The sequence below is a fragment of the Paraburkholderia sp. Cy-641 genome, from assembly GCF_011752945.1.
Classification (GTDB): domain Bacteria; phylum Pseudomonadota; class Gammaproteobacteria; order Burkholderiales; family Burkholderiaceae; genus Paraburkholderia.
Genome location: NZ_VWWM01000026.1, coordinates 44,581 through 63,062, shown reverse-complemented (window position 1 = coordinate 63,062; position 18,482 = coordinate 44,581). Strand labels below are relative to the sequence as shown.

Sequence of the window (18,482 nt, the reverse complement as noted above, 5' to 3'; positions counted from 1 at the left end):
AATCCGGGCATGCCGAACACGCCGCCTTCCGCCCCGCCCGCGCCCGCCGGTTCCAGCCATCCGGCAAGCGCGTCGCCGCGCAACGAATACACCGTCGACGAACTCGCGCGCGTCAGCGACACGACCGTGCGCAACGTGCGCGCCTATCAGGATCGCGGTCTGCTCGCGCCGCCGGAAAAGCGCGGCCGCGTCGGCGTGTACGACGACACGCACGTCTCGCGTCTGAAGCTCATCAACCATCTGCTCGCGCGCGGCTACACGCTTGCGAACATCCAGGACCTCATCAAGGCCGTCGACGAGGGTCACGACCTGCGCTCGATCCTCGGGCTCGAAACCGCCATTGGCGGACGCTGGTCGCGCGAGCGGCCGAAAAAATATTCGCTGATCGAGCTGGTGCAGATGTTCGGCGACAAAGCCTCGCCGAGCGCGCTCGCGAAAGCGGTCGAGCTCGGGCTGCTCGAACGCAATGGCCTGTCTTTCGTCTCTGCCAATCCGACCGCGCTCGCCGCGGGCGCGACGATGGCGAAGGAAGGCATCCCGCTCACCGACCTGCTCGACGCGGTGAGCATCGCGCGGCCGCATTTCAACGCGGTCGCGAAAGCGCTGGTCGATCTGGTCGTGCGTCAGCTCGACCGCTATGAAGCCGATGCGCTGCCGCCGCCCGCCGACGTACCCGCGCTCGTCGACGCGATCTGGCGCTTGCGGCCGCTGGCGAGCGTGCTCGTCGAAAGCGAAATGAACCGCGCGCTCGAAGAAGCTTCCGGCGATTATCTCGGCGACCGCGTCGCCGCAATCATGGAAAAGAAGCTCGGCCACTCCGCGGACGGCGAAACGGCAAAACGCGCGGCGCAGAAAAAAAGTAAGACGAAGAAGTAAGCCGGGCACCCACACCGCTTTGCGAAACGGCCTCGCCGGCTTCCAGCATTGGCGAGGCGCAACTCAGTCCCGCCGCAACCGCAATCCAGGCCCGGCACCGGCCAACGCCACCCCACACCGTCACGCGCCTCGCCGCCTACGCCGGGCGCATCTCGCACCGCGCCCCCACCCTAGAGCCCGCCGTCTAACCGGCATCTTGCATCCTTCGTTCTCAGCCTCTATTGTTACATCAATCAATGTAACAGTTAATAGCGTAAAAAGGAGACGGATCGGATGAACGCCCGCACGATGTCCCACGACGACGCGCCGCCCGAACCGCGCGCGCCTCTCGATACAGCGCTGGTCCACACGGACATCGCGATCATCGGCTCCGGCTTCGCGGGCCTCGGCATGGCGATCCGCCTGCGCCAGGCCGGCATCACCGATTTCGTCATCGCCGAGAAGGCCGGCTCGGTCGGCGGCACCTGGCGCGACAACCACTACCCCGGCTGCGCGTGCGACGTCCAATCGCACGTCTATTCGTTTTCGTTCGCGCCGAATCCGCGCTGGAGCCGCATGTTCGCGCGCCAGCCCGAAATTCGCGCGTACCTCGAAGACTGCACGCGGCGCTTCGGCGTCGAGCGTCATCTGCGCTTCGGCCATGAACTCGCGAGCGCGATCTACGACGAAACGCGCCACCGCTGGCAGCTGACTTTCGCAAACGGCCAGCAATGGTCGGCGCGCGTGCTGATCTCGGGCATGGGCGGCCTGTCGCGCGCGGCGCTGCCCGATATTCCCGGCATCGAAAACTTCAAGGGCAAGGCGTTTCATTCGCAGCACTGGGATCACGACTATGCGCTCGAAGGCAAACGCGTCGCCGTGATCGGCACCGGCGCGAGCGCGATCCAGTTCGTGCCGCAAATCCAGCCGCGCGTCGCGCATCTCGATCTGTTCCAGCGCACGCCGCCGTGGATCATGCCGAAGGCCGACCGGCCGGTGAAGCCGCTCGAACAGTGGCTGTTCAAACGTCTGCCGTTCACGCAGAAGATCATGCGCTCGGCGCTGTACTGCATGCTCGAATCGCGCGCGGTCGGCTTCGCGATTCATCCTTCGCTGATGAAGACCGCGCAGAAAGTCGCGGAGCGTCATCTGCGCCGCCAGGTACCCGATGCGCAACTGCGCGCGACGCTCACGCCGAACTACACGATGGGCTGCAAGCGCATCCTGATCTCGAACGACTATTTCCCGGCTGTAGCGCAAGCGAACGTCTCGGTGAAGACCACCGGCATCGCGCACATCGAGGAAGACGCGGTCGTCACGACCGATGGCGTGCGTCATCCGGCCGACTGCCTGATCTTCGGCACCGGCTTCCAGGTCGCCGATCCGTTTCCACCCGGTGTCGTACGCGGTCGCGGCGGCATCGATATCGTCGAGACGTGGCGCGACGGCGCGCATGCGTACCTCGGTACGACCTTGCCTGGCTATCCGAATTTTTTCATGATCGTCGGCCCGAACACCGGTCTCGGCCACAACTCGATGGTGTTCATGATCGAGTCGCAGGTCGAATACGTCCTGCAGGCGCTGCGGACGATGAAGACCGAACAGGCCGCCGCGATCGAAGTGCGTCCGCAGGTCGAGCGCGACTACAACGAGCGCATCCAGCGCAAGCTCGATCACGCGATCTGGTCGACGGGCGGCTGCGAGAGCTGGTATCTCGATCCGAAGACGGGCAAGAACACCACGTTGTGGCCGGGCTTCGCATACAAGTTCCGCCAGGCCACCAGCACGTTCCGCATGAACGATTACTTCGCGCTTGCGCCCGCGCCGCAGGCGGGCGTACAGGCGGGCATGCAGGCGATCAGGCAGTCGACTCATCCCGCGAGCGCCACAGCGCAGATGCAGCAACCCGCGCCTGCGCACGGCAACGCCGCGGTGACGTCGGCGGAAGCGACCTGAACGGATAACGACGGCAGCGCAGCAATCAGGGAGGACAGGAGCCAATGAAGCACTTCACCGATAAAGTGGCCGCGATCACCGGCGCGGGCTCGGGCATGGGCCGCTCGCTCGCGATCCGGCTCGCGCGCGAGGGTTGTCATCTCGCGCTCGCCGACCGCAATCCGGCCAGCCTCGCCGATACCGCGCAGCTTGCGCAGGCCGCCGCGCCGCACGTGGTCGGCGCGCCGCTGCGGATCACGACGCGTGTGCTCGACGTCGCCGATCGCGCGGCGATGTTCGAGTGGGCCGCCGCCACCGCGCTCGAACACGAGCGCGTCAATCTCGTGTTCAACAACGCCGGCGTCGCGTTGTCGAGCACGATCGACGGCATGGAGTACGCCGATCTCGAATGGATCGTCGGCATCAACTTCTGGGGCGTCGTGCATGGCACGAAAGCGTTCCTGCCGTATCTGAAGAGTTCGGGCGAGGGGCATATCGTCAATACGTCGAGCGTGTTCGGGCTCTTTTCGCAGCCCGGCATGAGCGGCTACAACGCGACCAAGTTCGCGGTGCGCGGCTTCACCGAGTCGTTGCGTCAGGAGCTCGACCTCATGAAATGCGGCGTCTCGGCGACCTGCGTGCATCCGGGCGGCATTCGAACCAACATCGCGCAAGCGAGCCGGATTGCGCAGAACATGGTCGGCTTCATGGTCGAGAACGAACAGCAAGGTAAGGACGACTTCGAGAAATTTTTCATCACGAGCGCCGACGATGCCGCGCGCGTGATTCTCGACGGCGTGCGCAAAAACAGACGGCGCGTGCTGATCGGCCGCGACGCGCGCGCGGCCGACTGGCTCGCGCGCACGCTGCCCGCCGCCTATCAGGCGCTCGTCGTGATGCAGACGCGCCGGCTCAAGCGCGTCGCCGAAAAACGCGCGCGCCGCGCCGCGCAGCTCGACGGCAAGCGCGCGTGAGGTCCGCGATGTCATACGCTCAACGATACCGAGTTAGTCACGCCGCGCTCAATCGGCAAGACCGGGCACGTCATCGTGCCGGCGATCACAAGGGAGACAGGCCATGATGCCAGTTCGCCGCGACCTGCGTTTCAATCTGCCGCCGGAACGCGCGTGCGATTGGCACGCGCAAGGCTCGCACGTCACGCACTTTTTCAATGCGCTTTCGCTGCTGTTTCCGGCCGGCGAGCGCTTCTTCATGGATTCCGTGCGCAACTATCGCGACCGGATCGACGACCCCGAGCTGAAGAAGCAGGTGCTCGGCTTCATCGGCCAGGAAGCGATGCATACGCGCGAGCACATCGAGTACAACGACCTGCTGCAACAGGCGGGACTGCCCGCGCACAAGCTCGACAAGCGGCTGTGGTGGCTGCTCAATCTATTCCGCAAGGTACTGCCCGATTCGTATCAGCTCGCGATCACGGTCTGCCTCGAACACTACACGGCGATGCTGGCCGGTCTGCTGCTCGAAGACTCGACGCGCATCGCCGGCTCGGTCGAAGGCTATACGCAGATGTGGACCTGGCACGCGCTCGAGGAAACCGAGCACAAGTCCGTTTCGTACGACGTCTGGAATACGGTGCTCAAACCCGGCCTCGGGCGCTACCTGCTGCGCACCGGCACGATGCTCGCCACCACGCTGACGTTCTGGCTCATCGTGTTCGACTACAACGTGCGGCTCATCGTCGCCGATCGCAAGCGCGGCGGACACCTGCGCGGCATGTGGCGTCTCACGAAGTACCTGTACGGTCCGCGCCATGGCGTGTTTGCACGCATCGCCGGCGAATGGCTGAGCTTTTTCCGGCCCGGCTTCCATCCGTGGGATCACGACAACCGCTCGCAACTCGCGCGGATCGACGGGCTCGTCGCCGCCGTCGAAGCGACCAACGCGCACTCGCCGGTCAGGCGTAATGCGCCGCGCCGCGGCGTGCGGGCGGCCGCGTGATACGCGAGACGCTGTCGGTCGATGCCGGCGACGTGCAGCTCGCGGTCTACGTCAGCGGACCGCGCGACGCCACGCCGATCGTGCTCGTGCACGGCTATCCCGATTCGGCCGCGGTGTGGGAACCGGTGCGCGCGCAACTCGAGGCGCGCTATCGGGTGATCGCCTACGACGTGCGCGGCGCGGGCGCGTCCGGCGCACCGGCCACGCGCGCCGCGTACCGGCTCGAACGTCTTGCCGCCGATCTCGCCGCGGTCGCCGATGCAACCTGCGGCGCGCAGCCGTTTCATCTCGTCGGTCACGACTGGGGCTCGATTCAAAGCTGGGAAGCTGTCACCGATCCGGCGTTCAAGGGCCGTATTGCATCGTATACATCGATCTCGGGACCGTGCCTCGATCACGCATCGCTCGATTTGCGCGGCGGTGGCGCGGAGCGTACGGCACGCGCAACGCACGCAACGGCAGAGCGCAAAACGCGGCGCCCGTTCGGCAGCGGCGTGCGGCAAGCGCTGAAATCCTGGTACATCTTCTTCTTTCATCTGCCGTGGCTGCCGGAACTCGTGTGGCGCATGGGCGGCGCATACGCGTGGCCGCTATGGCTGCGTGCGACCGAGCACGTACGCACGGCTCGCGATCCCGCGCAGAAGCGCAACGCGATCAACGGCCTCAATCTTTATCGCGCGAATTTCATCGACACACTGCTGCGGCCGCGCGCACGTCACGCGCATGCGCCGGTACAGTTCATCGTGCCGCTGCGCGACCGCTATGTCGGACCGGCGTTATCGCTGGGACTCGAAGGATGGCTCGGCGCCTACGAACGCACCGAGATCGACGCGAGCCACTGGGTCGTGCTGCGCGATCCCGCATTGATCGCGGCGCATGTCGCGCGGTTCGTCGACGCACGGCCAATACAGGCGGCGGATGAAAACGCCGCAAGCATAATCGCAACGACAGCCGCAACGGCAGCCGCAACGACAAGCACAACGACAGCCGGCACAACGCTCAACGCGCGCGCGGCAAGCGCGTAAACAACGTCGGATAGTCGATCACGAGGCCATCGCGATCGACCCGCATATCCGCGGTGAAGTCGCGGAATAGGCCTTCATAGCGATACTCGCGATCCGGCTCGATGCACGTATACGCCTGCTCGGCGCGCGTAACCTGCAACTCCGGCGTCGAGACATACGCGACCTCGATCGGCCGGCGCTCGCCTTTGGCCAGTTTGAGCCGGCGAATCGGCAGCGTGTTCGTCAACGGCGTCGCGGCAATATCGATGTCGATGCAGCCTTCGAGCGCGCCCAACGTCAGACCGTGTCCGTCGTGCCAGCGCCCCGCGCCGTCGCCGTGCAATTCCAGTTCGCCGCCGCCGACGATCTTCAGCCACGCATGGCGCGTGCGCCACTGCGTATCGCAGCGCACCCTGTAATGCAGCCCATACGTCTTGCCGTAGCGCTGCCCGACGACGACACTCTCGACCGCGAAGCCGTCGTCGCGCGCATCGAACATCAGATGTTCGATGCCGTCGCCCTCTTCCGAGGCCCACCGTAGTTCACGCATCGCCTGTCTCCTCGCGAAACGGCGCGGCGCGCGCCGGTTGTTTATCGTAGCGCGAAAGCGGATCCGGGCACGACGTGGAAAGCCTCGCGCACAAATAGCCACTATCAACGCACAGCGATGCCTCATGCGGGGTCGCCGGACTATGCTCGCGGTTTGCCGTGATTCCTCAACCACGCCCGTCCCCGATGCATACCGTCGCGCCATCTCCTTCGTTCGGCGCCCCGCTGCGCACGCTGCTGCGCAGCTTCGGGCAGATCGTGCTGCAAGCGAATGCGTTCACCGGCGCCTGCCTGATCGCCGCGTGGCTGCTGGCGGACCCGCGCCTCGCATGCGCGGCGCTGCTAGGTGCAAGCGCGGCCAACGTGAGCGCCGTGCTCGCCGGCCATCCCGCACCCGACACGAGCGCCGGCCTGCATGGCTTCAATGGCGCACTCGCGGGGCTCGCCGCTTTCAGTTTCATCGCCGATCCGGCAACTGCGGCGGCGGTTGCGATTCTTGCCGCGACCGGCACCGCGTGGCTTTCGCAACCGTGGTCGCGATGGCTGCGCGCGCGGGGGCTCGGCTGCTTGTCGAGCCCGTGCCTGATCGTCACATGGCTATGGCTGCCGTTTATCGCGGACGGCACGCGGCACGCGAGCCCGCCGCCCGTTCATCCCCTCGATGCACTGCGTTTCTGCACCGGCGTGCTCGCCGGTTTCGCGCAAACCGGTTTTGCGTCGGGTGCATTGGCGGGTGTGTGCGTGCTGCTCGGCATCGCCGCCGCTTCACGCCGGCACGCGCTGTATGCGCTCGTCGGCGCGGGCTTCGCGAGCGCCGCACCTCTGCTGCCCGGCACCGACGCCGCTTCATTCGAGGCCGGCCTGTCGGGCTTCAACGGCATACTCACCGCACTCGCGCTGTGCGATGCCGGCTTCGCGCCGATGCTCGGCGGCGTCGCGATGTCGGTGCTGCTGCAAGCGGCGGCCGCGCATGCCGGCTGGCCGGTCATGACGGCGCCGTTCGTGCTCGCGACGTGGAGCGTTCAGTGGCTCAAGCGCGGTCTCGCCCGCACATCGCCGTGAGAGCCGTTATCGGCGCAGGGGCAAGAACACGCGCCGCGCCCGCCCCGCGCATTGCCGCGCATCGCCACAAGCCGGCATTGTGCGGTAGCATCGCAAGCCGGTTCGCGCCTGCCGCGGCCGCGCATTTCAGCCACCCTCCCGCGAGGGATCGGAGTCAGCCATGTCGTTCACCCACTCCCCCGCCGGCCGCATCGCCGAATCCGGCCCGCTCTCGCTGGCGGAACAGCAGACCCGCGTCGATCTTGCCGCCGCCTACCGGCTTGCCGCCCTCAACGGCTGGGACGATCTGATCTACACGCATATTTCCGCGAGCGTGCCCGGCGAGCCTGGCCACTTCCTGATCAATCCGTTCGGGCTCGCATTCGATGAGGTGTCCGCGTCGAATCTCGTGAAGATCGATATCGCGGGCAATATCGTCGGCGCAAGCGAGCATCCGGTGAATGCGACCGGCTTCGCGCTGCATGCTGCCGTACACGCGGCGCGCGCCGAGGCGTTCTGCGTCATGCATCTGCACAACACCGCGGGCGTCGCGGTATCGGCGCAACCGGCCGGCCTGCTGCCGGCGTCGCAACACGCGCTGCGTTTTTACGGGCAGCTCGCTTACCACGACTACGAAGGGCTCGCGTTCACGCCCGCCGAAGGCGAGCGTCTCGTCGCGCATCTCGCCGACAAACCCGCGATGCTGCTGCGCAATCACGGCACGCTGACGCTCGGCCGTACGGTCGCCGAAGCCTATGTGCTGATGGCGACGCTCATCAAGGCCTGCGAGATCCAGCTGCGGGCGCAAACAGGCGGCGCGCCGCTGGTGGTGCCGAACGAGGCGATCGCCGCGCGCACGGCGGAGCAGCTCTACGACGGCGGCGCGATCGAAGGCGCACTCGAATGGCCCGCGCTGCTGCGCAAGCTCGACCGGCTCGATCGCGGCTATCGCGACTAGCGGCGCGGCCGGATGCACGAGCGGATGCGCACCACCTGCTTCACTCCCTGCTTCATTTCACTCTCGACCACCTTTCCCAACGGAGTCATGCCATGCCCACGTTTCATATCGAACTCTTCGAAGGCCGCACGCTGGAACAGAAACGCCAGTTCGTCGAAGCGATCACCCAGGCGACCTGCGAATCGCTCGGCGTCGAGCCGAACTCGGTCGACATCATCCTCACCGACGTGAAGCGCGAAAACTGGGCAACGGGGGGACGTTTGTGGTCGGAAACCGAGGCCTGAGCAGCCTGGAAGCGATGACGTCACGCCGAAGGCGCGACGTCGCCGAATTGAAGCGCGAAAGCGAAGCCAGCCAGGACCAGCTAGACCCGCGCGCGCACCAACAGGAAAAATCCGGGAAAAAAACCGGCCGCGCAAAAAAAACTGCGCGCCAAAGGCGCGCAGCAACATGGTCTGGTAAGGCGTTAAAAAACACGCTTATCGTGGCGGCAAAACAACATCGCCGCCACGTTTTCAGTAACCACTTAGAAACGGTGAACCATGCCGACGCCAACAGCAACCTGGCTGCGCGACGATGCCGGAGCACCGTTCTGAGCGTCGCCGATGCTTGCGGTTGCGTCGATGATCGTCTTGCCGTTGCCTGCCAGCGTCTGGCCGTTAGCACGCTGATAAGCTTCCAGCGCGTACAGACCCGTACGCTTCGACAGCGTGTAGTACTGCGACAGGTTGAACTGGTTGTAGCTGGCCGTGTTCGAGATGCCGTTCGACGACGTTGCACGGGTGTAGCTATAGCCAGCGCCCAGGTCCAGCACCGAGATCGGCTTCCAGTGCAGCACTGCGCCACCGGTGTTCCAGATCTGCGTGCCGTGGAACAGCGACGCCTGACCCGCAGCGTATTGAACGTTCGAGTAAGCGAACGACACGTCCCACTGCGAGTTGAATGCGTAGCCGCCCGTCACTGCAACGCGCTGCTGCTTCGCTGCCGACTGGAAGCCATTGTTGATCGCCGACACGGCCGTTTGCGCGCCGTTGTTCGACATCGTGGAGTTCCACGCCGGGTTCGCGACGGTTGCCGCGTTGTCGATGCGCTGGATACCGGCTGCGATACCGAACGGGCCATGCAGGTACTGTGCCGCCACGCTCCAGGTCTGACCTGCGGCGAAGCTGCCCGGATTGCCGCCCAGCGAGTACGAACCGCTGACCGTCAGGCCCGAGAAGTTCGGCGACGTGTAGACGAGCGAGTTGTTCGCGCGGTACAGCGTATCCAGAGAGTCGATATCACCCGGGTGCGCGCCGTATGCGCCCGTCAGCCAGTTGGTCGGGCTGTACGTCGACAGCAGCGTGTAGTACGACGTGTACTGGCGACCAGCCGTCAGCGTACCGAACTGAGCGTTCGTCATACCGACCCATGCCTGGCGGCTGAACATCAGGCCCGACGTGCTTTCTGCGCCGGTTGCGCTGTTAAAGCCTTCTTCCAACTGGAAAATGGCCTTGGTGCCGCCGCCCAGATCTTCCGAACCCTTCAGGCCGAAACGGCTGCCGGCCCAGATGCCGTTGATCATCTTGACTTGCGAACGGCCACCCGGCGACGGCTTCGCGCCGGAACTCAGCGTCGTGGAACTGTTCTGCCAGCCCAACCCCGTATCGACGATACCGTACAACGTTACGCTGCTTTGAGCATGCGCACCCAGGGCGACCAACCCCAAGGCCGAAGTGACGAGTGCCTTCTTCATTTTTACTCCTCTGTTAGAAACTTTCTTGTGCGGCCTGGGCCAAGCGCCGCTGAGTGTGGAAAAGCGGATTGTTTTGATCAGAACACCGGGTGGCCATTGATCAGACTTGGCAACCAGGTCGAGAACCAGGGAACGTAGGTAACGATATTGATGGCCGAGAAGATAGCGAGGTAATACGGCCACGCCACCTTAGTAGTTTCACCAATCGACACATTGCCAATCGCGCATCCGATGAACTGCACCGAGCCGATCGGCGGATGCACGAGACCCAATGCGCAGTTCAACAGGATCATGATGCCGAACTGCACCGGACCCACGCCGTTGTGCATCGCCATCGGCAGGAACAGCGGCGTCGTGATCAGGATGTGCGCCGCCATGTCGACGAAGGTCCCGAGGAACACCTGGATCACGTTGATGTACAGCAGCATCAGCCACGGCAGCGAAGTCGCGCCGTCGAGCATGCGCTCGATCGCATCCGGAATCTCCAGATAGGCCATCTGGAAGCGCAGCATGTTCGACACGCCGATCAGCAACAGCACCACGCCCGTCGTCTTCGCGGCCTTGCCGAGCGCGTGAGCGAGCTTGCTGAGCGTCATCGAGCGGTACACGACGATGGTCAGCACGAGCGAGTACCCGACGGCAATCGCGGCGGCTTCCGTCGCGGTGGCGATACCGCGCGCCACGCAGAACAGGATGATCGCGATCACCATCAGACCCGGCACCGCGCCGATGAAGGTGCGCAGCACCGCCATCCAGCCCGGGAAGCGCTGCAGTTCGGTCGAGCCGTCGGGGCGGCGCGGATAGCCGTACTTGACGGCCTGCCAGTACGCGGCGATCAGCACGAGGCCCATCACCCACAGCACCGGCAACAGCCCCGAGAACAGCAGATCGCCGATCGACACGCCGCTCATGCGCTGCCCGTGCAGCACGCCGCTCACGCCTTGCGCCGCGAACGCGTAGATGATCATGTTGGTCGAGGTCGGCATCAACGCGCCGGCCAGCGACGAGTGCGTCGTCACGTTGACCGCGTAAGCCGCGCTATAACCTTCGCGCTTCATCATCGGAATGACCACGCCGCCCATCGCGGAGGTGTCCGCGGTCGGCGAACCCGACACGCCGCCGAACAGCGTGCAGGCGACCACGTTGGCCATGCCGAGACCGCCGCGGAAATGACCGACGGTGGCTTGCGCGAAGCGCAGGATGCGGTCGGCGATACCACCGTGCAGCATCAGCTCGCCCGAGAAGATGAAGAACGGCACGGCGAGGAACGAGAACGCGTTCATCCCCGAGATCATGCCCTGCATCGCGGTCGCCGCCGGCAGACCTTCATACAGGTACGTCAGCACGCACGACAGCCCCAGTGCAAACGAAACCGGAACCCCGAGAAAGAGGAAAACGAGAAAACTAACGGTAAGAAGGGTAAGTTCCATGATTGTTCTACTTTTGCTTCCTGGCGAAGAGCTCGAGCAGGTGCTCGGCCGAGAACATCGCGATACAGACGCTCGCGACAACCGGAATGCAGTAACGCAGCCCTTCTGGCAAGCCGATAATCGGAATGCGGTCTTGCATCGTGGTTTCCGCCATTTCCAGACAACCGAAAAAAACAGCCACGGCGAAAGCGATCAGGCAAAGATGCTGGATGCCCGTCACGATCGCCTGGCCTTTCGGCGGCAAGCGCCGCACGAACGAGTCGAGCCCGATGTGGCCGCCGTCGCGCACCTTGAGCGCGGCGCCGAACATCGCGATCACGATGACGAGCAGCAGCGCGATCGGCTCGACGAAATCCGGCGCGTCGGCAAAGACGTAGCGCATTACCACGCCATAAATCACGAGCAGACACAGCGAGGCGAGCGCGAGCGACGCCACTGCCTGCAGCACGTGGAAAAGAAAATCATTTGGGCGTTTTAGAAAACTCATTGACCCTGTCCTTCTTACGACCGATCTGTCTTGAAAATGCAGCAGACGTCTGCGGCCGCAACCGCCGTGCACGGCACGCGCCAGACACAGCGCGGCGCAAAGCCCGCGGGCTCTCCCGCGGGACGCTTCACGCCGCCCTGCCATAAACGTTGCCGATACGGGTTGCGTCCGGGACGCGAGACTTACTTGATGGCCTGGATTTCGTCGACGATCTGCTTCATTTGCGGGGTCTTCTCGTACTTCGCCCACACCGGCTGCATCGCCTTCACGAACGCCGCGCGGTCGATCTGCGAAGCCGGGATGATCGTCGCGCCGCCTTGCGTGACCGTCTTCTGTGCGTCGGCTTCACGCGCGGTCCACAGCTTCACGTAGTAAGGCACCGAGTCGACCGCCGCCTTCTTGATGATCTGCTGTTCCTGCGGGCTCAGCGTGTCCCACACCTTCTTCGAGAACACCACCACTTCCGGCGTCATCGAGTGCTCGGTCTCCGAGAAGACGTTCGCCACTTCGTAGTGCTTGGTTTCTTCGTACGACGGCAGGTTGTTTTCCGCGCCGTCGACGAGGCCGGTCTTCAGGCCCGTATAGACTTCGGCGAACGGCATCGGGGTCGGCGTGCCGCCCATTGCCTTGATTTCGTCGACCATCAGGTCCGACGGCTGCACGCGCACCTTCACGCCCTTCATGTCGGCCGGCGACTTGATCGGCTTCTTCGCGTACATCGAGCGTGCGCCGCTTTCATAGAACGTCAGTGCGATCATGCCCTTCGCCGCGAACGCGTCGAGAATCTTCTGGCCTTCCGGGCCGTACATCACCTTGCGGAAATGGTCGATGTCGCGGAACAGGAACGGCAGCGACGGAATCATCGATTCCGGCACGATTTCGTTGAACGCCGCGCCGTTGATACGCGCCATGTCGAGCGCGCCGATGCGGAGCTGGTCGACCGTGTCGTTTTCGGAACCGAGTGCGCTGTTGCCGAAGACCTTGATCGAGTCCTTGCCGTTGGTCGCCTTGCTGATCTCGTCGCCCATATACTTCACGGCCATGTTGGTCGGGAAGGTGTCGCCGTGCACGTCCGCCGAGCGGAACACGCGCGCTTCAGCCGACATCGTGCTGAACGCCAGCGCCGCGGCGGCGACGATCATCGGAACACGGGAAGAGGCAAACTTCTTGTTCATCGTGACATTCCTTAAAAATTGACCATCCCATCGAATGCGGATGTGACATGGTTTTAATGCGTCTCCGGCTATGCGCTCGCCCCTCGCAGATGCGGGCGCCTGCCGTACTGGCTGTGCAACGATCCCCGGCACAGGTGGCCCAGCACTCCATTGACAACTCGACTTCCTTGCTTCCATCGCGTCGGCACGCTTTCGAACTTGCGCGAACCAGGCTGCTGCTCACCCGAAAGCCGCCGTGTTGAGTACGACAGCCCGACTTTCGCAGAAAGCCATTTGTTTGGGCTTATATGTTGTACGACGACATACGAAGTCTATAAAAGCGTTTTTGACTTGTACAGACGGTATTTACCCGCACAAATAAGCGATGCGGTAGCAATGACCGGTGCGGCACGGCACCAAGGCCGTGCCAGATGGCACGGCGCAGAGGCAGGATCGGCGGGGGTCTCGCGAAGCGCTGGTTTTTTTATGGACGAAGCACGGAGAGCTTCGTGGTCTCCACGCCACACGTTGTACGATGAGTGACAAATAAAAGGCAGGACAAACAACTCTTCAAATAAAAAGCGCCGGGAGAAGCACTTCGTCCCGGCGCTTTCTGCGTGCAAGCCTGATTACAGCCGGCCCGCGAATTCCGGCTCGGGCAGCCCGCTCACGCCGGGCCGCACCGCGAACACATGGCCGTCGTGCTCGGTCGCGCCGGTGCCGGGGCGAATCGACGTGACGAACAGCGTGTCGAGCTCGCGGCCGCCGAACGCGCACATGGCCGGCTTCACGGCCGGCACCGCGATCTGCCGGTCGAGCTTGCCTTGCGGCGTGAAACGCAGCAGCAGGCCGGCGTCGTTGGCGCAGATCCAGTAGCAGCCGTCGGCGTCCACCGCCGCGCCGTCGGGACGGCCTGCATGGTGGTTCAGATCGGCGAACACGCGCCGGTTGCGCGGCTCGCCCGTCTCGACGTCGTAGTCGAACGCCCAGATCAGCCGGCGCAGCGGATGCGAATCCGACAGATACATCGTCGTGCCGTCCGGCGACCATGCGAGGCCGTTCTGCGTAATCAGCGCGTCGACGACCGGCGCGGACAGCACGCCGTTCGCGTCGAAGCGGTACAGCGCGCCGTCCGGAATCGCCGCGGCCATGTCCATGACCATCGTGCCGGACCAGAAGCGCCCTTGCCGGTCGCAGCGGCCGTCGTTGAAACGCATGCCGGCGCGCGGAAATACCGGCGCCGCGAGCTTGCGGAGCGTCGCCGTCAGCGGCTCGCCGCCCGGCGTGGCCGATACCGCCGGCGCATCGCCCAGCGTCACCGCGAACAGCCCCGTCTCGCAGCCGGCGAGCACCGTGCCGTCACGGTCGAACGCGATACAGGCGGCCTGCTCCGGCATCAGCCATTCGCTGCGCTCGCCGGTCTCGACGCGCGCCCGCACGATCTTCTTCGCCGGAATGTCGACCCAGTAGAGCGCCTGCTCCGCCGCGCGCCAGACCGGGCTTTCGCCCGTCGCCGCGGGCAGCGGCCCGGCGGCTTCGAGCCGCTCCACCTTCGGATTGGCCGTCGCGCTCATTATTGCGCCTCGCCCTTCGGCTCCATCGGTCCGGCCAGCACGAACGGACCGCCCTGGAACTGCTGGGTCGGATCGTCGAAGCGCGTGTCGGGCGCGCCGGCCGGGAACAGGTGCTCGAACTGCTGCGAGCTGTCCTGCGGACGGAAGCCGAGGAACGCGGCCTTGGTGTTGTCCACCCACGAGATGCGGTTGTTCGACACGCCATAGGCGATCGCATGGCCGACGCGGTTCGTGAACAGCGAGCAGCGCACGAGTTCGATGAAGTCGCGGTAGCTCAGGTAGGTGACGAGCATGCGCGCGTTCTTCGGCTGCTCGAACGACGAGCCGATGCGCAGGCAGACGGTTTCGAGGCCGAAGCGGTCGAAGTAGTAGCGCGACAGCGCTTCGCCGAAGCACTTGGTCACGCCGTACATGCCGTCCGGACGCAGCGGCGCGTCGAGGTCGACGACCGAGGTCACCGGATGGAAGCCCACCGCATGGTTCGAGCTGGCGTAGATGACGCGCTTCACGCCGTGCTTCTGCGCGGCCGAGTAGAGGTTGTACAGGCCGCGGATGTTCGCTTCGATCAGGTCCTCGAACGGCGCTTCGACGGAAATGCCGCCGAGATGCACGACTGCGTCCACGCCGTCGAGCAGCGCGTGAACCGCGGCTTTGTCGGCGAGGTCGACGACGGCGGCTTCCTCGTGGGCGGCGACTTCGCCGAGCGGCGCGATGTCGGACACGCGCACGATGTCGGCCCATTCGGCGAGCGCGGGACGCAGCTGCTTGCCGAGATTGCCCGCGGCGCCGGTGAGGAGCAGACGGCGGAAGGGTTTCTTTGCCGCGGAGCGGTCAACGTTCGAATCGGTCATGTCTTTTTGTTGGTGTGAGTGCGATCAGATCAGCCCGTGGGATGCGAGCGAATCGGTTGAACTGGAGACAGGGGAAGGCCGGCGCAACCGGCGCCCCCCGACGAAGCCAGCGGGTAAGCGGATTATCAGGTCACCGGCGCCGGGTTGAACAGCGTCAACGCATTGTGCAGCCCGAGCTTCTCCGCGCAGGTCTCCTTGCGCCCGCTCGCGACTTCGAGCATCAGACGGAACAGTTCCCAGCCCACCTCTTCGATGGTCGAGGCGCCGGTGGCGATCGTGCCGGCGTTGATGTCCATCAGGTCATGCCAGCGGCGCGCGAGGTCCGAGCGCGTCGCGACCTTGATGACCGGCACTTCGGCGAGGCTGTACGGCGTGCCGCGGCCGGTCGTGAAGACGTGCAGCGTGATGCCCGAGGCGACCTGCAGCGTGCCGCAGATGAAGTCGCTGGCCGGCGTCGCCGCGTAGATCAGGCCCTTCTGGCGCACCTTCTCGCCCGGCGACAGCACGCCGGAGATGGCCGAATTGCCCGACTTGATGATCGAGCCCATCGCCTTTTCGACGATGTTCGACAGGCCGCCCTTCTTGTTGCCGGGCGTGGTGTTCGCGCTGCGGTCGGCGCCGCCGCGCTTCAGGTAATCGTCGTACCACTGCATTTCGCGGATGATCGCCGCGGCGACGTCCGCGTTGGCCGCGCGCGCGGTCAGCTGATCGACGCCGTCGCGCACCTCGGTGACTTCGGAGAACATCACGGTCGCGCCGGCGCGCACCAGCAGGTCGGTCGCGAAGCCGACGGCCGGGTTCGCGGTCAGGCCCGAGAACGCGTCGCTGCCGCCGCACTGCACGCCGATCACGAGATCGGAGGCCGGGCAGGTTTCGCGGCGGCGGTTGTTCAGGCGCTTCAGGTGGCCCTCGGCCATCCGCATGATCGACTCGATCATCGACTGGAAGCCGACGTGCGACTCGTCCTGCAGCACCACGACGTCGCCGTTCTGGTCGAGCGCGACGTCGCCGACGTCGGCCACGTCATCCACCACCGCGGCCGCCGCGATCGGAATCGTGCCCGGCGGCATCAGGCGCTCGGGCTGCAGCTTTTCGCAGCCGAGGCTCACCATCATCACTTCGCCGCCGAAGTTCGGGTTCAGCGCGATATTGCGCACGGTGCGGATCGGCACCATCGCGTCGGGCGCGTCGATCGCGACGCCGCAGCCGTAGGTGTGGCCGAGGCTCACCACGTCGTCGACGTTCGGGTATTTCGGCAGCAGCTCGGCCTTGATGCGCGTGACCGCGTGCTGCACCACGTCGGCCACGCACTGCACGGTGGTCGTGATCGCGAGGATGTTGCGCGTGCCGACCGAGCCGTCCGCGTTGCGGTAGCCCTCGAACGTGTAGCCGTCGAGCGGCGGCATGTCCGGCGCTTTGGTCGTGGCGATCGGCAGGTCTTCGAGCCCCGGCGGGCTCGGCATACGGATCACGTGCTCGTTGATCCAGCTGCCCTTCGGCAGCGGCTTCAGCGCATAGCCGATCACCACGTTGTAGCGGACCACCTCGTCTCCCTCGGCCAGATCGGCCAGCGCGACCTTGTGGCCCTGCGGCACGCGCTCGAGCAGCTTGAGGCCATCGGGGAATACCGCACCCTCGCCCAGGCCGCCGTCGTTGACGACGATCGCGACGTTGTCGTTGGGGTGAACGCGTATGTAGAGCGGAGTTTGTTCCATTGCATCGATCCTTTAGGCGTTATTCAGGCGCCGTCCAGGCGCCGTCGGCCTGCTGCGCCAGCCATTCATACGTCATCCTACAACATGAAACTTTGCCTGAATGTTCCGTATTTACCCTATGGCGTGCATTATGCCGTGAAAACCCCGTTGAGTTACCGGATTTGTTGTTGTACGATGACGTATAAGAAATCGACGTTCCAATGAATTTCTACAAGCACGGGTCCGGGTCCGCTGACCGACCCGACTACCGATCGACTCATCCCGACGCCTGGATACTCAAATGACGACACCGCAGGAACTCAAGCAGATCGTTTCGGAAGGCCTTCTCTCCTTCCCGGTCACCGACTTCGACGAACAGGGCGAATTCCGCGCCGACACTTACGCCGAGCGCCTCGAATGGCTCGCGCCGTACGGCGCGTCGGCGCTGTTCGTGGCCGGCGGCACCGGTGAATTCTTCTCGCTGACGCACGACGACTACTCGAAGGTCGTGCGCACCGCCACCGAAGTCTGCAAGGGCAAGGTGCCGATCCTCGCCGGTGCGGGCGGCCCGACCCGCGTGGCGATCGCCTACGCGCAGGAAGCCGAGCGCCACGGCGCGCACGGCATCCTGCTGATGCCGCACTACCTGACCGAAGCGAGCCAGGAAGGCATCGCGGCGCACGCCGAGGAAGTCTGCAAGGCCGTGCCGAACATGGGCGTGATCATCTACAACCGCGCGAATTCGAAGCTCAACGCCGACATGCTCGAGCGCCTCGCCGACAGCTGCCCGAACCTGATCGGCTTCAAGGACGGCGTGGGCGAGATCGAAAACATGGTGACGATCCGCCGCCGCCTCGGCGAGCGCTTCTCGTACCTCGGCGGCCTGCCGACCGCTGAAGTCTACGCTGCCGCCTACAAGGCGCTCGGCGTGCCGGTCTACTCGTCGGCCGTGTTCAACTTCATCCCGAAGACGGCAATGGAGTTCTACCGCGCGATCGCCGCCGACGACCACGCCACGGTCGGCAAGCTGATCGACGAATTCTTCCTGCCGTACCTGAAGATCCGCAACCGCCGCGCCGGCTACGCAGTCAGCATCGTCAAGGCGGGCGCGAAGCTGGTCGGCCACAGTGCGGGTCCGGTGCGCGCACCGCTGACCGATCTGACGCCGGAAGAAATGGAACAGCTCGACGCGCTGATCAAGAAGCTCGGACCGCAGTAAGGCACCGGCCTCACGGCTTGCGCAACGTTCGCGGCCG

General features: G+C 64.9%; 17 protein-coding genes. 9 read left to right on the top strand and 8 right to left on the bottom strand.

The window, feature by feature from the left end; all coding sequences use genetic code 11:
- The first annotated feature begins 9 nt into the window (after positions 1–9).
- The 5 genes from F3J20_RS16630 (at position 10) to F3J20_RS16610 (ending at position 5,774) form a co-directional block, all read left to right on the top strand.
- Entirely contained in the window at positions 10–876 is an 867-nt protein-coding gene (locus tag F3J20_RS16630) for a MerR family transcriptional regulator (protein ID WP_167049811.1), read from the top strand.
- A gap of 273 nt (positions 877–1,149) precedes the next feature.
- Positions 1,150–2,811 carry an NAD(P)/FAD-dependent oxidoreductase gene (locus F3J20_RS16625; RefSeq protein ID WP_167283928.1) on the top strand — a complete coding sequence of 554 codons (1,662 nt, stop codon included), beginning with the start codon at positions 1,150–1,152 and terminating at the stop codon, positions 2,809–2,811.
- 44 nt (positions 2,812–2,855) lie between these two features.
- Complete coding sequence (locus F3J20_RS16620) at positions 2,856–3,764, top strand: SDR family oxidoreductase (RefSeq protein ID WP_167049807.1); 909 nt, start codon at positions 2,856–2,858, stop codon at positions 3,762–3,764.
- A 103-nt stretch (positions 3,765–3,867) separates the two neighbouring features.
- Positions 3,868–4,749 (top strand): metal-dependent hydrolase, encoded by an 882-nt coding sequence (locus F3J20_RS16615; RefSeq protein WP_167283927.1) that lies wholly within the window; start codon positions 3,868–3,870, stop codon positions 4,747–4,749.
- The gene (locus F3J20_RS16610; protein WP_167283926.1) at positions 4,746–5,774 is read left to right on the top strand and encodes an alpha/beta fold hydrolase; all 1,029 of its coding nucleotides are present in this window, start codon (positions 4,746–4,748) and stop codon (positions 5,772–5,774) included. Before F3J20_RS16615 ends, F3J20_RS16610 begins: the two co-directional genes overlap by 4 nt.
- Here F3J20_RS16610 and F3J20_RS16605 read toward each other — a convergent pair.
- Positions 5,749–6,303, bottom strand: coding sequence for a putative glycolipid-binding domain-containing protein (locus tag F3J20_RS16605; protein ID WP_167049801.1), 555 nt, complete (start codon positions 6,301–6,303; stop codon positions 5,749–5,751). The two genes, F3J20_RS16610 and F3J20_RS16605, sit on opposite strands and share 26 nt — an antisense overlap.
- Positions 6,304–6,488: 185 nt before the next feature.
- Here F3J20_RS16605 and F3J20_RS16600 point away from each other — a divergent pair, with 185 nt between their 5' ends.
- From F3J20_RS16600 to F3J20_RS16590, 3 genes are all read left to right on the top strand, one after another.
- Positions 6,489–7,364 carry an urea transporter gene (locus F3J20_RS16600; RefSeq protein WP_167283925.1) on the top strand — a complete coding sequence of 292 codons (876 nt, stop codon included), beginning with the start codon at positions 6,489–6,491 and terminating at the stop codon, positions 7,362–7,364.
- A gap of 160 nt (positions 7,365–7,524) precedes the next feature.
- Positions 7,525–8,301 carry a class II aldolase/adducin family protein gene (locus tag F3J20_RS16595; RefSeq protein WP_167283924.1) on the top strand — a complete coding sequence of 259 codons (777 nt, stop codon included), beginning with the start codon at positions 7,525–7,527 and terminating at the stop codon, positions 8,299–8,301.
- 92 nt (positions 8,302–8,393) lie between these two features.
- On the top strand, positions 8,394–8,585 hold the full coding sequence (locus tag F3J20_RS16590; protein WP_167283923.1) for a 4-oxalocrotonate tautomerase: 192 nt from the start codon (positions 8,394–8,396) through the stop codon (positions 8,583–8,585).
- A gap of 242 nt (positions 8,586–8,827) precedes the next feature.
- Here F3J20_RS16590 and F3J20_RS16585 read toward each other — a convergent pair whose 3' ends face one another.
- From F3J20_RS16585 to garD, 7 genes are all read right to left on the bottom strand, one after another.
- The gene (locus F3J20_RS16585; RefSeq protein WP_167049793.1) at positions 8,828–10,036 is read right to left on the bottom strand and encodes a porin; all 1,209 of its coding nucleotides are present in this window, start codon (positions 10,034–10,036) and stop codon (positions 8,828–8,830) included.
- A gap of 77 nt (positions 10,037–10,113) precedes the next feature.
- Positions 10,114–11,466, bottom strand: coding sequence for a TRAP transporter large permease (locus tag F3J20_RS16580; protein WP_167049791.1), 1,353 nt, complete (start codon positions 11,464–11,466; stop codon positions 10,114–10,116).
- A 7-nt stretch (positions 11,467–11,473) separates the two neighbouring features.
- A complete protein-coding gene (locus F3J20_RS16575; protein WP_240162818.1) occupies positions 11,474–12,097 on the bottom strand; it encodes a TRAP transporter small permease in 624 nt (207 codons plus the stop codon).
- Between the two features lie 38 nt (positions 12,098–12,135).
- Positions 12,136–13,128, bottom strand: coding sequence for a TRAP transporter substrate-binding protein (locus F3J20_RS16570; RefSeq protein ID WP_167049789.1), 993 nt, complete (start codon positions 13,126–13,128; stop codon positions 12,136–12,138).
- Between the two features lie 608 nt (positions 13,129–13,736).
- Complete coding sequence (locus F3J20_RS16565; RefSeq protein ID WP_167283922.1) at positions 13,737–14,681, bottom strand: SMP-30/gluconolactonase/LRE family protein; 945 nt, start codon at positions 14,679–14,681, stop codon at positions 13,737–13,739.
- Entirely contained in the window at positions 14,681–15,532 is an 852-nt protein-coding gene (locus tag F3J20_RS16560; protein ID WP_167283921.1) for an NAD(P)-dependent oxidoreductase, read from the bottom strand. The genes F3J20_RS16565 and F3J20_RS16560 overlap by 1 nt, the downstream gene beginning before the upstream one ends.
- A gap of 125 nt (positions 15,533–15,657) precedes the next feature.
- Positions 15,658–17,247: a galactarate dehydratase gene (garD, locus tag F3J20_RS16555; protein WP_167283920.1), complete on the bottom strand. Its 1,590-nt coding sequence runs from the start codon at positions 17,245–17,247 to the stop codon at positions 15,658–15,660.
- A gap of 280 nt (positions 17,248–17,527) precedes the next feature.
- On the opposite strand from garD, the gene kdgD reads away from it, so the two are divergent.
- The gene (gene kdgD, locus F3J20_RS16550; protein ID WP_167049781.1) at positions 17,528–18,445 is read left to right on the top strand and encodes a 5-dehydro-4-deoxyglucarate dehydratase; all 918 of its coding nucleotides are present in this window, start codon (positions 17,528–17,530) and stop codon (positions 18,443–18,445) included.
- Positions 18,446–18,482 lie beyond the last annotated feature (37 nt).

Coding starts and splice junctions, on each gene's coding strand:
- F3J20_RS16585 (WP_167049793.1), bottom strand. CDS start 10,036: ATGAAGAAGGCACTCGTCACTTCGGCCTTGGGGTTGGTCGCCCTGGGT.
- F3J20_RS16620 (WP_167049807.1), top strand. CDS start 2,856: ATGAAGCACTTCACCGATAAAGTGGCCGCGATCACCGGCGCGGGCTCG.
- F3J20_RS16595 (WP_167283924.1), top strand. CDS start 7,525: ATGTCGTTCACCCACTCCCCCGCCGGCCGCATCGCCGAATCCGGCCCG.
- F3J20_RS16615 (WP_167283927.1), top strand. CDS start 3,868: ATGATGCCAGTTCGCCGCGACCTGCGTTTCAATCTGCCGCCGGAACGC.
- F3J20_RS16600 (WP_167283925.1), top strand. CDS start 6,489: ATGCATACCGTCGCGCCATCTCCTTCGTTCGGCGCCCCGCTGCGCACG.
- F3J20_RS16575 (WP_240162818.1), bottom strand. CDS start 12,097: ATGGCAGGGCGGCGTGAAGCGTCCCGCGGGAGAGCCCGCGGGCTTTGC.
- F3J20_RS16560 (WP_167283921.1), bottom strand. CDS start 15,532: ATGACCGATTCGAACGTTGACCGCTCCGCGGCAAAGAAACCCTTCCGC.
- kdgD (WP_167049781.1), top strand. CDS start 17,528: ATGACGACACCGCAGGAACTCAAGCAGATCGTTTCGGAAGGCCTTCTC.
- F3J20_RS16565 (WP_167283922.1), bottom strand. CDS start 14,681: ATGAGCGCGACGGCCAATCCGAAGGTGGAGCGGCTCGAAGCCGCCGGG.
- F3J20_RS16625 (WP_167283928.1), top strand. CDS start 1,150: ATGAACGCCCGCACGATGTCCCACGACGACGCGCCGCCCGAACCGCGC.
- F3J20_RS16590 (WP_167283923.1), top strand. CDS start 8,394: ATGCCCACGTTTCATATCGAACTCTTCGAAGGCCGCACGCTGGAACAG.
- F3J20_RS16580 (WP_167049791.1), bottom strand. CDS start 11,466: ATGGAACTTACCCTTCTTACCGTTAGTTTTCTCGTTTTCCTCTTTCTC.
- F3J20_RS16570 (WP_167049789.1), bottom strand. CDS start 13,128: ATGAACAAGAAGTTTGCCTCTTCCCGTGTTCCGATGATCGTCGCCGCC.
- F3J20_RS16630 (WP_167049811.1), top strand. CDS start 10: ATGCCGAACACGCCGCCTTCCGCCCCGCCCGCGCCCGCCGGTTCCAGC.
- F3J20_RS16605 (WP_167049801.1), bottom strand. CDS start 6,303: ATGCGTGAACTACGGTGGGCCTCGGAAGAGGGCGACGGCATCGAACAT.
- garD (WP_167283920.1), bottom strand. CDS start 17,247: ATGGAACAAACTCCGCTCTACATACGCGTTCACCCCAACGACAACGTC.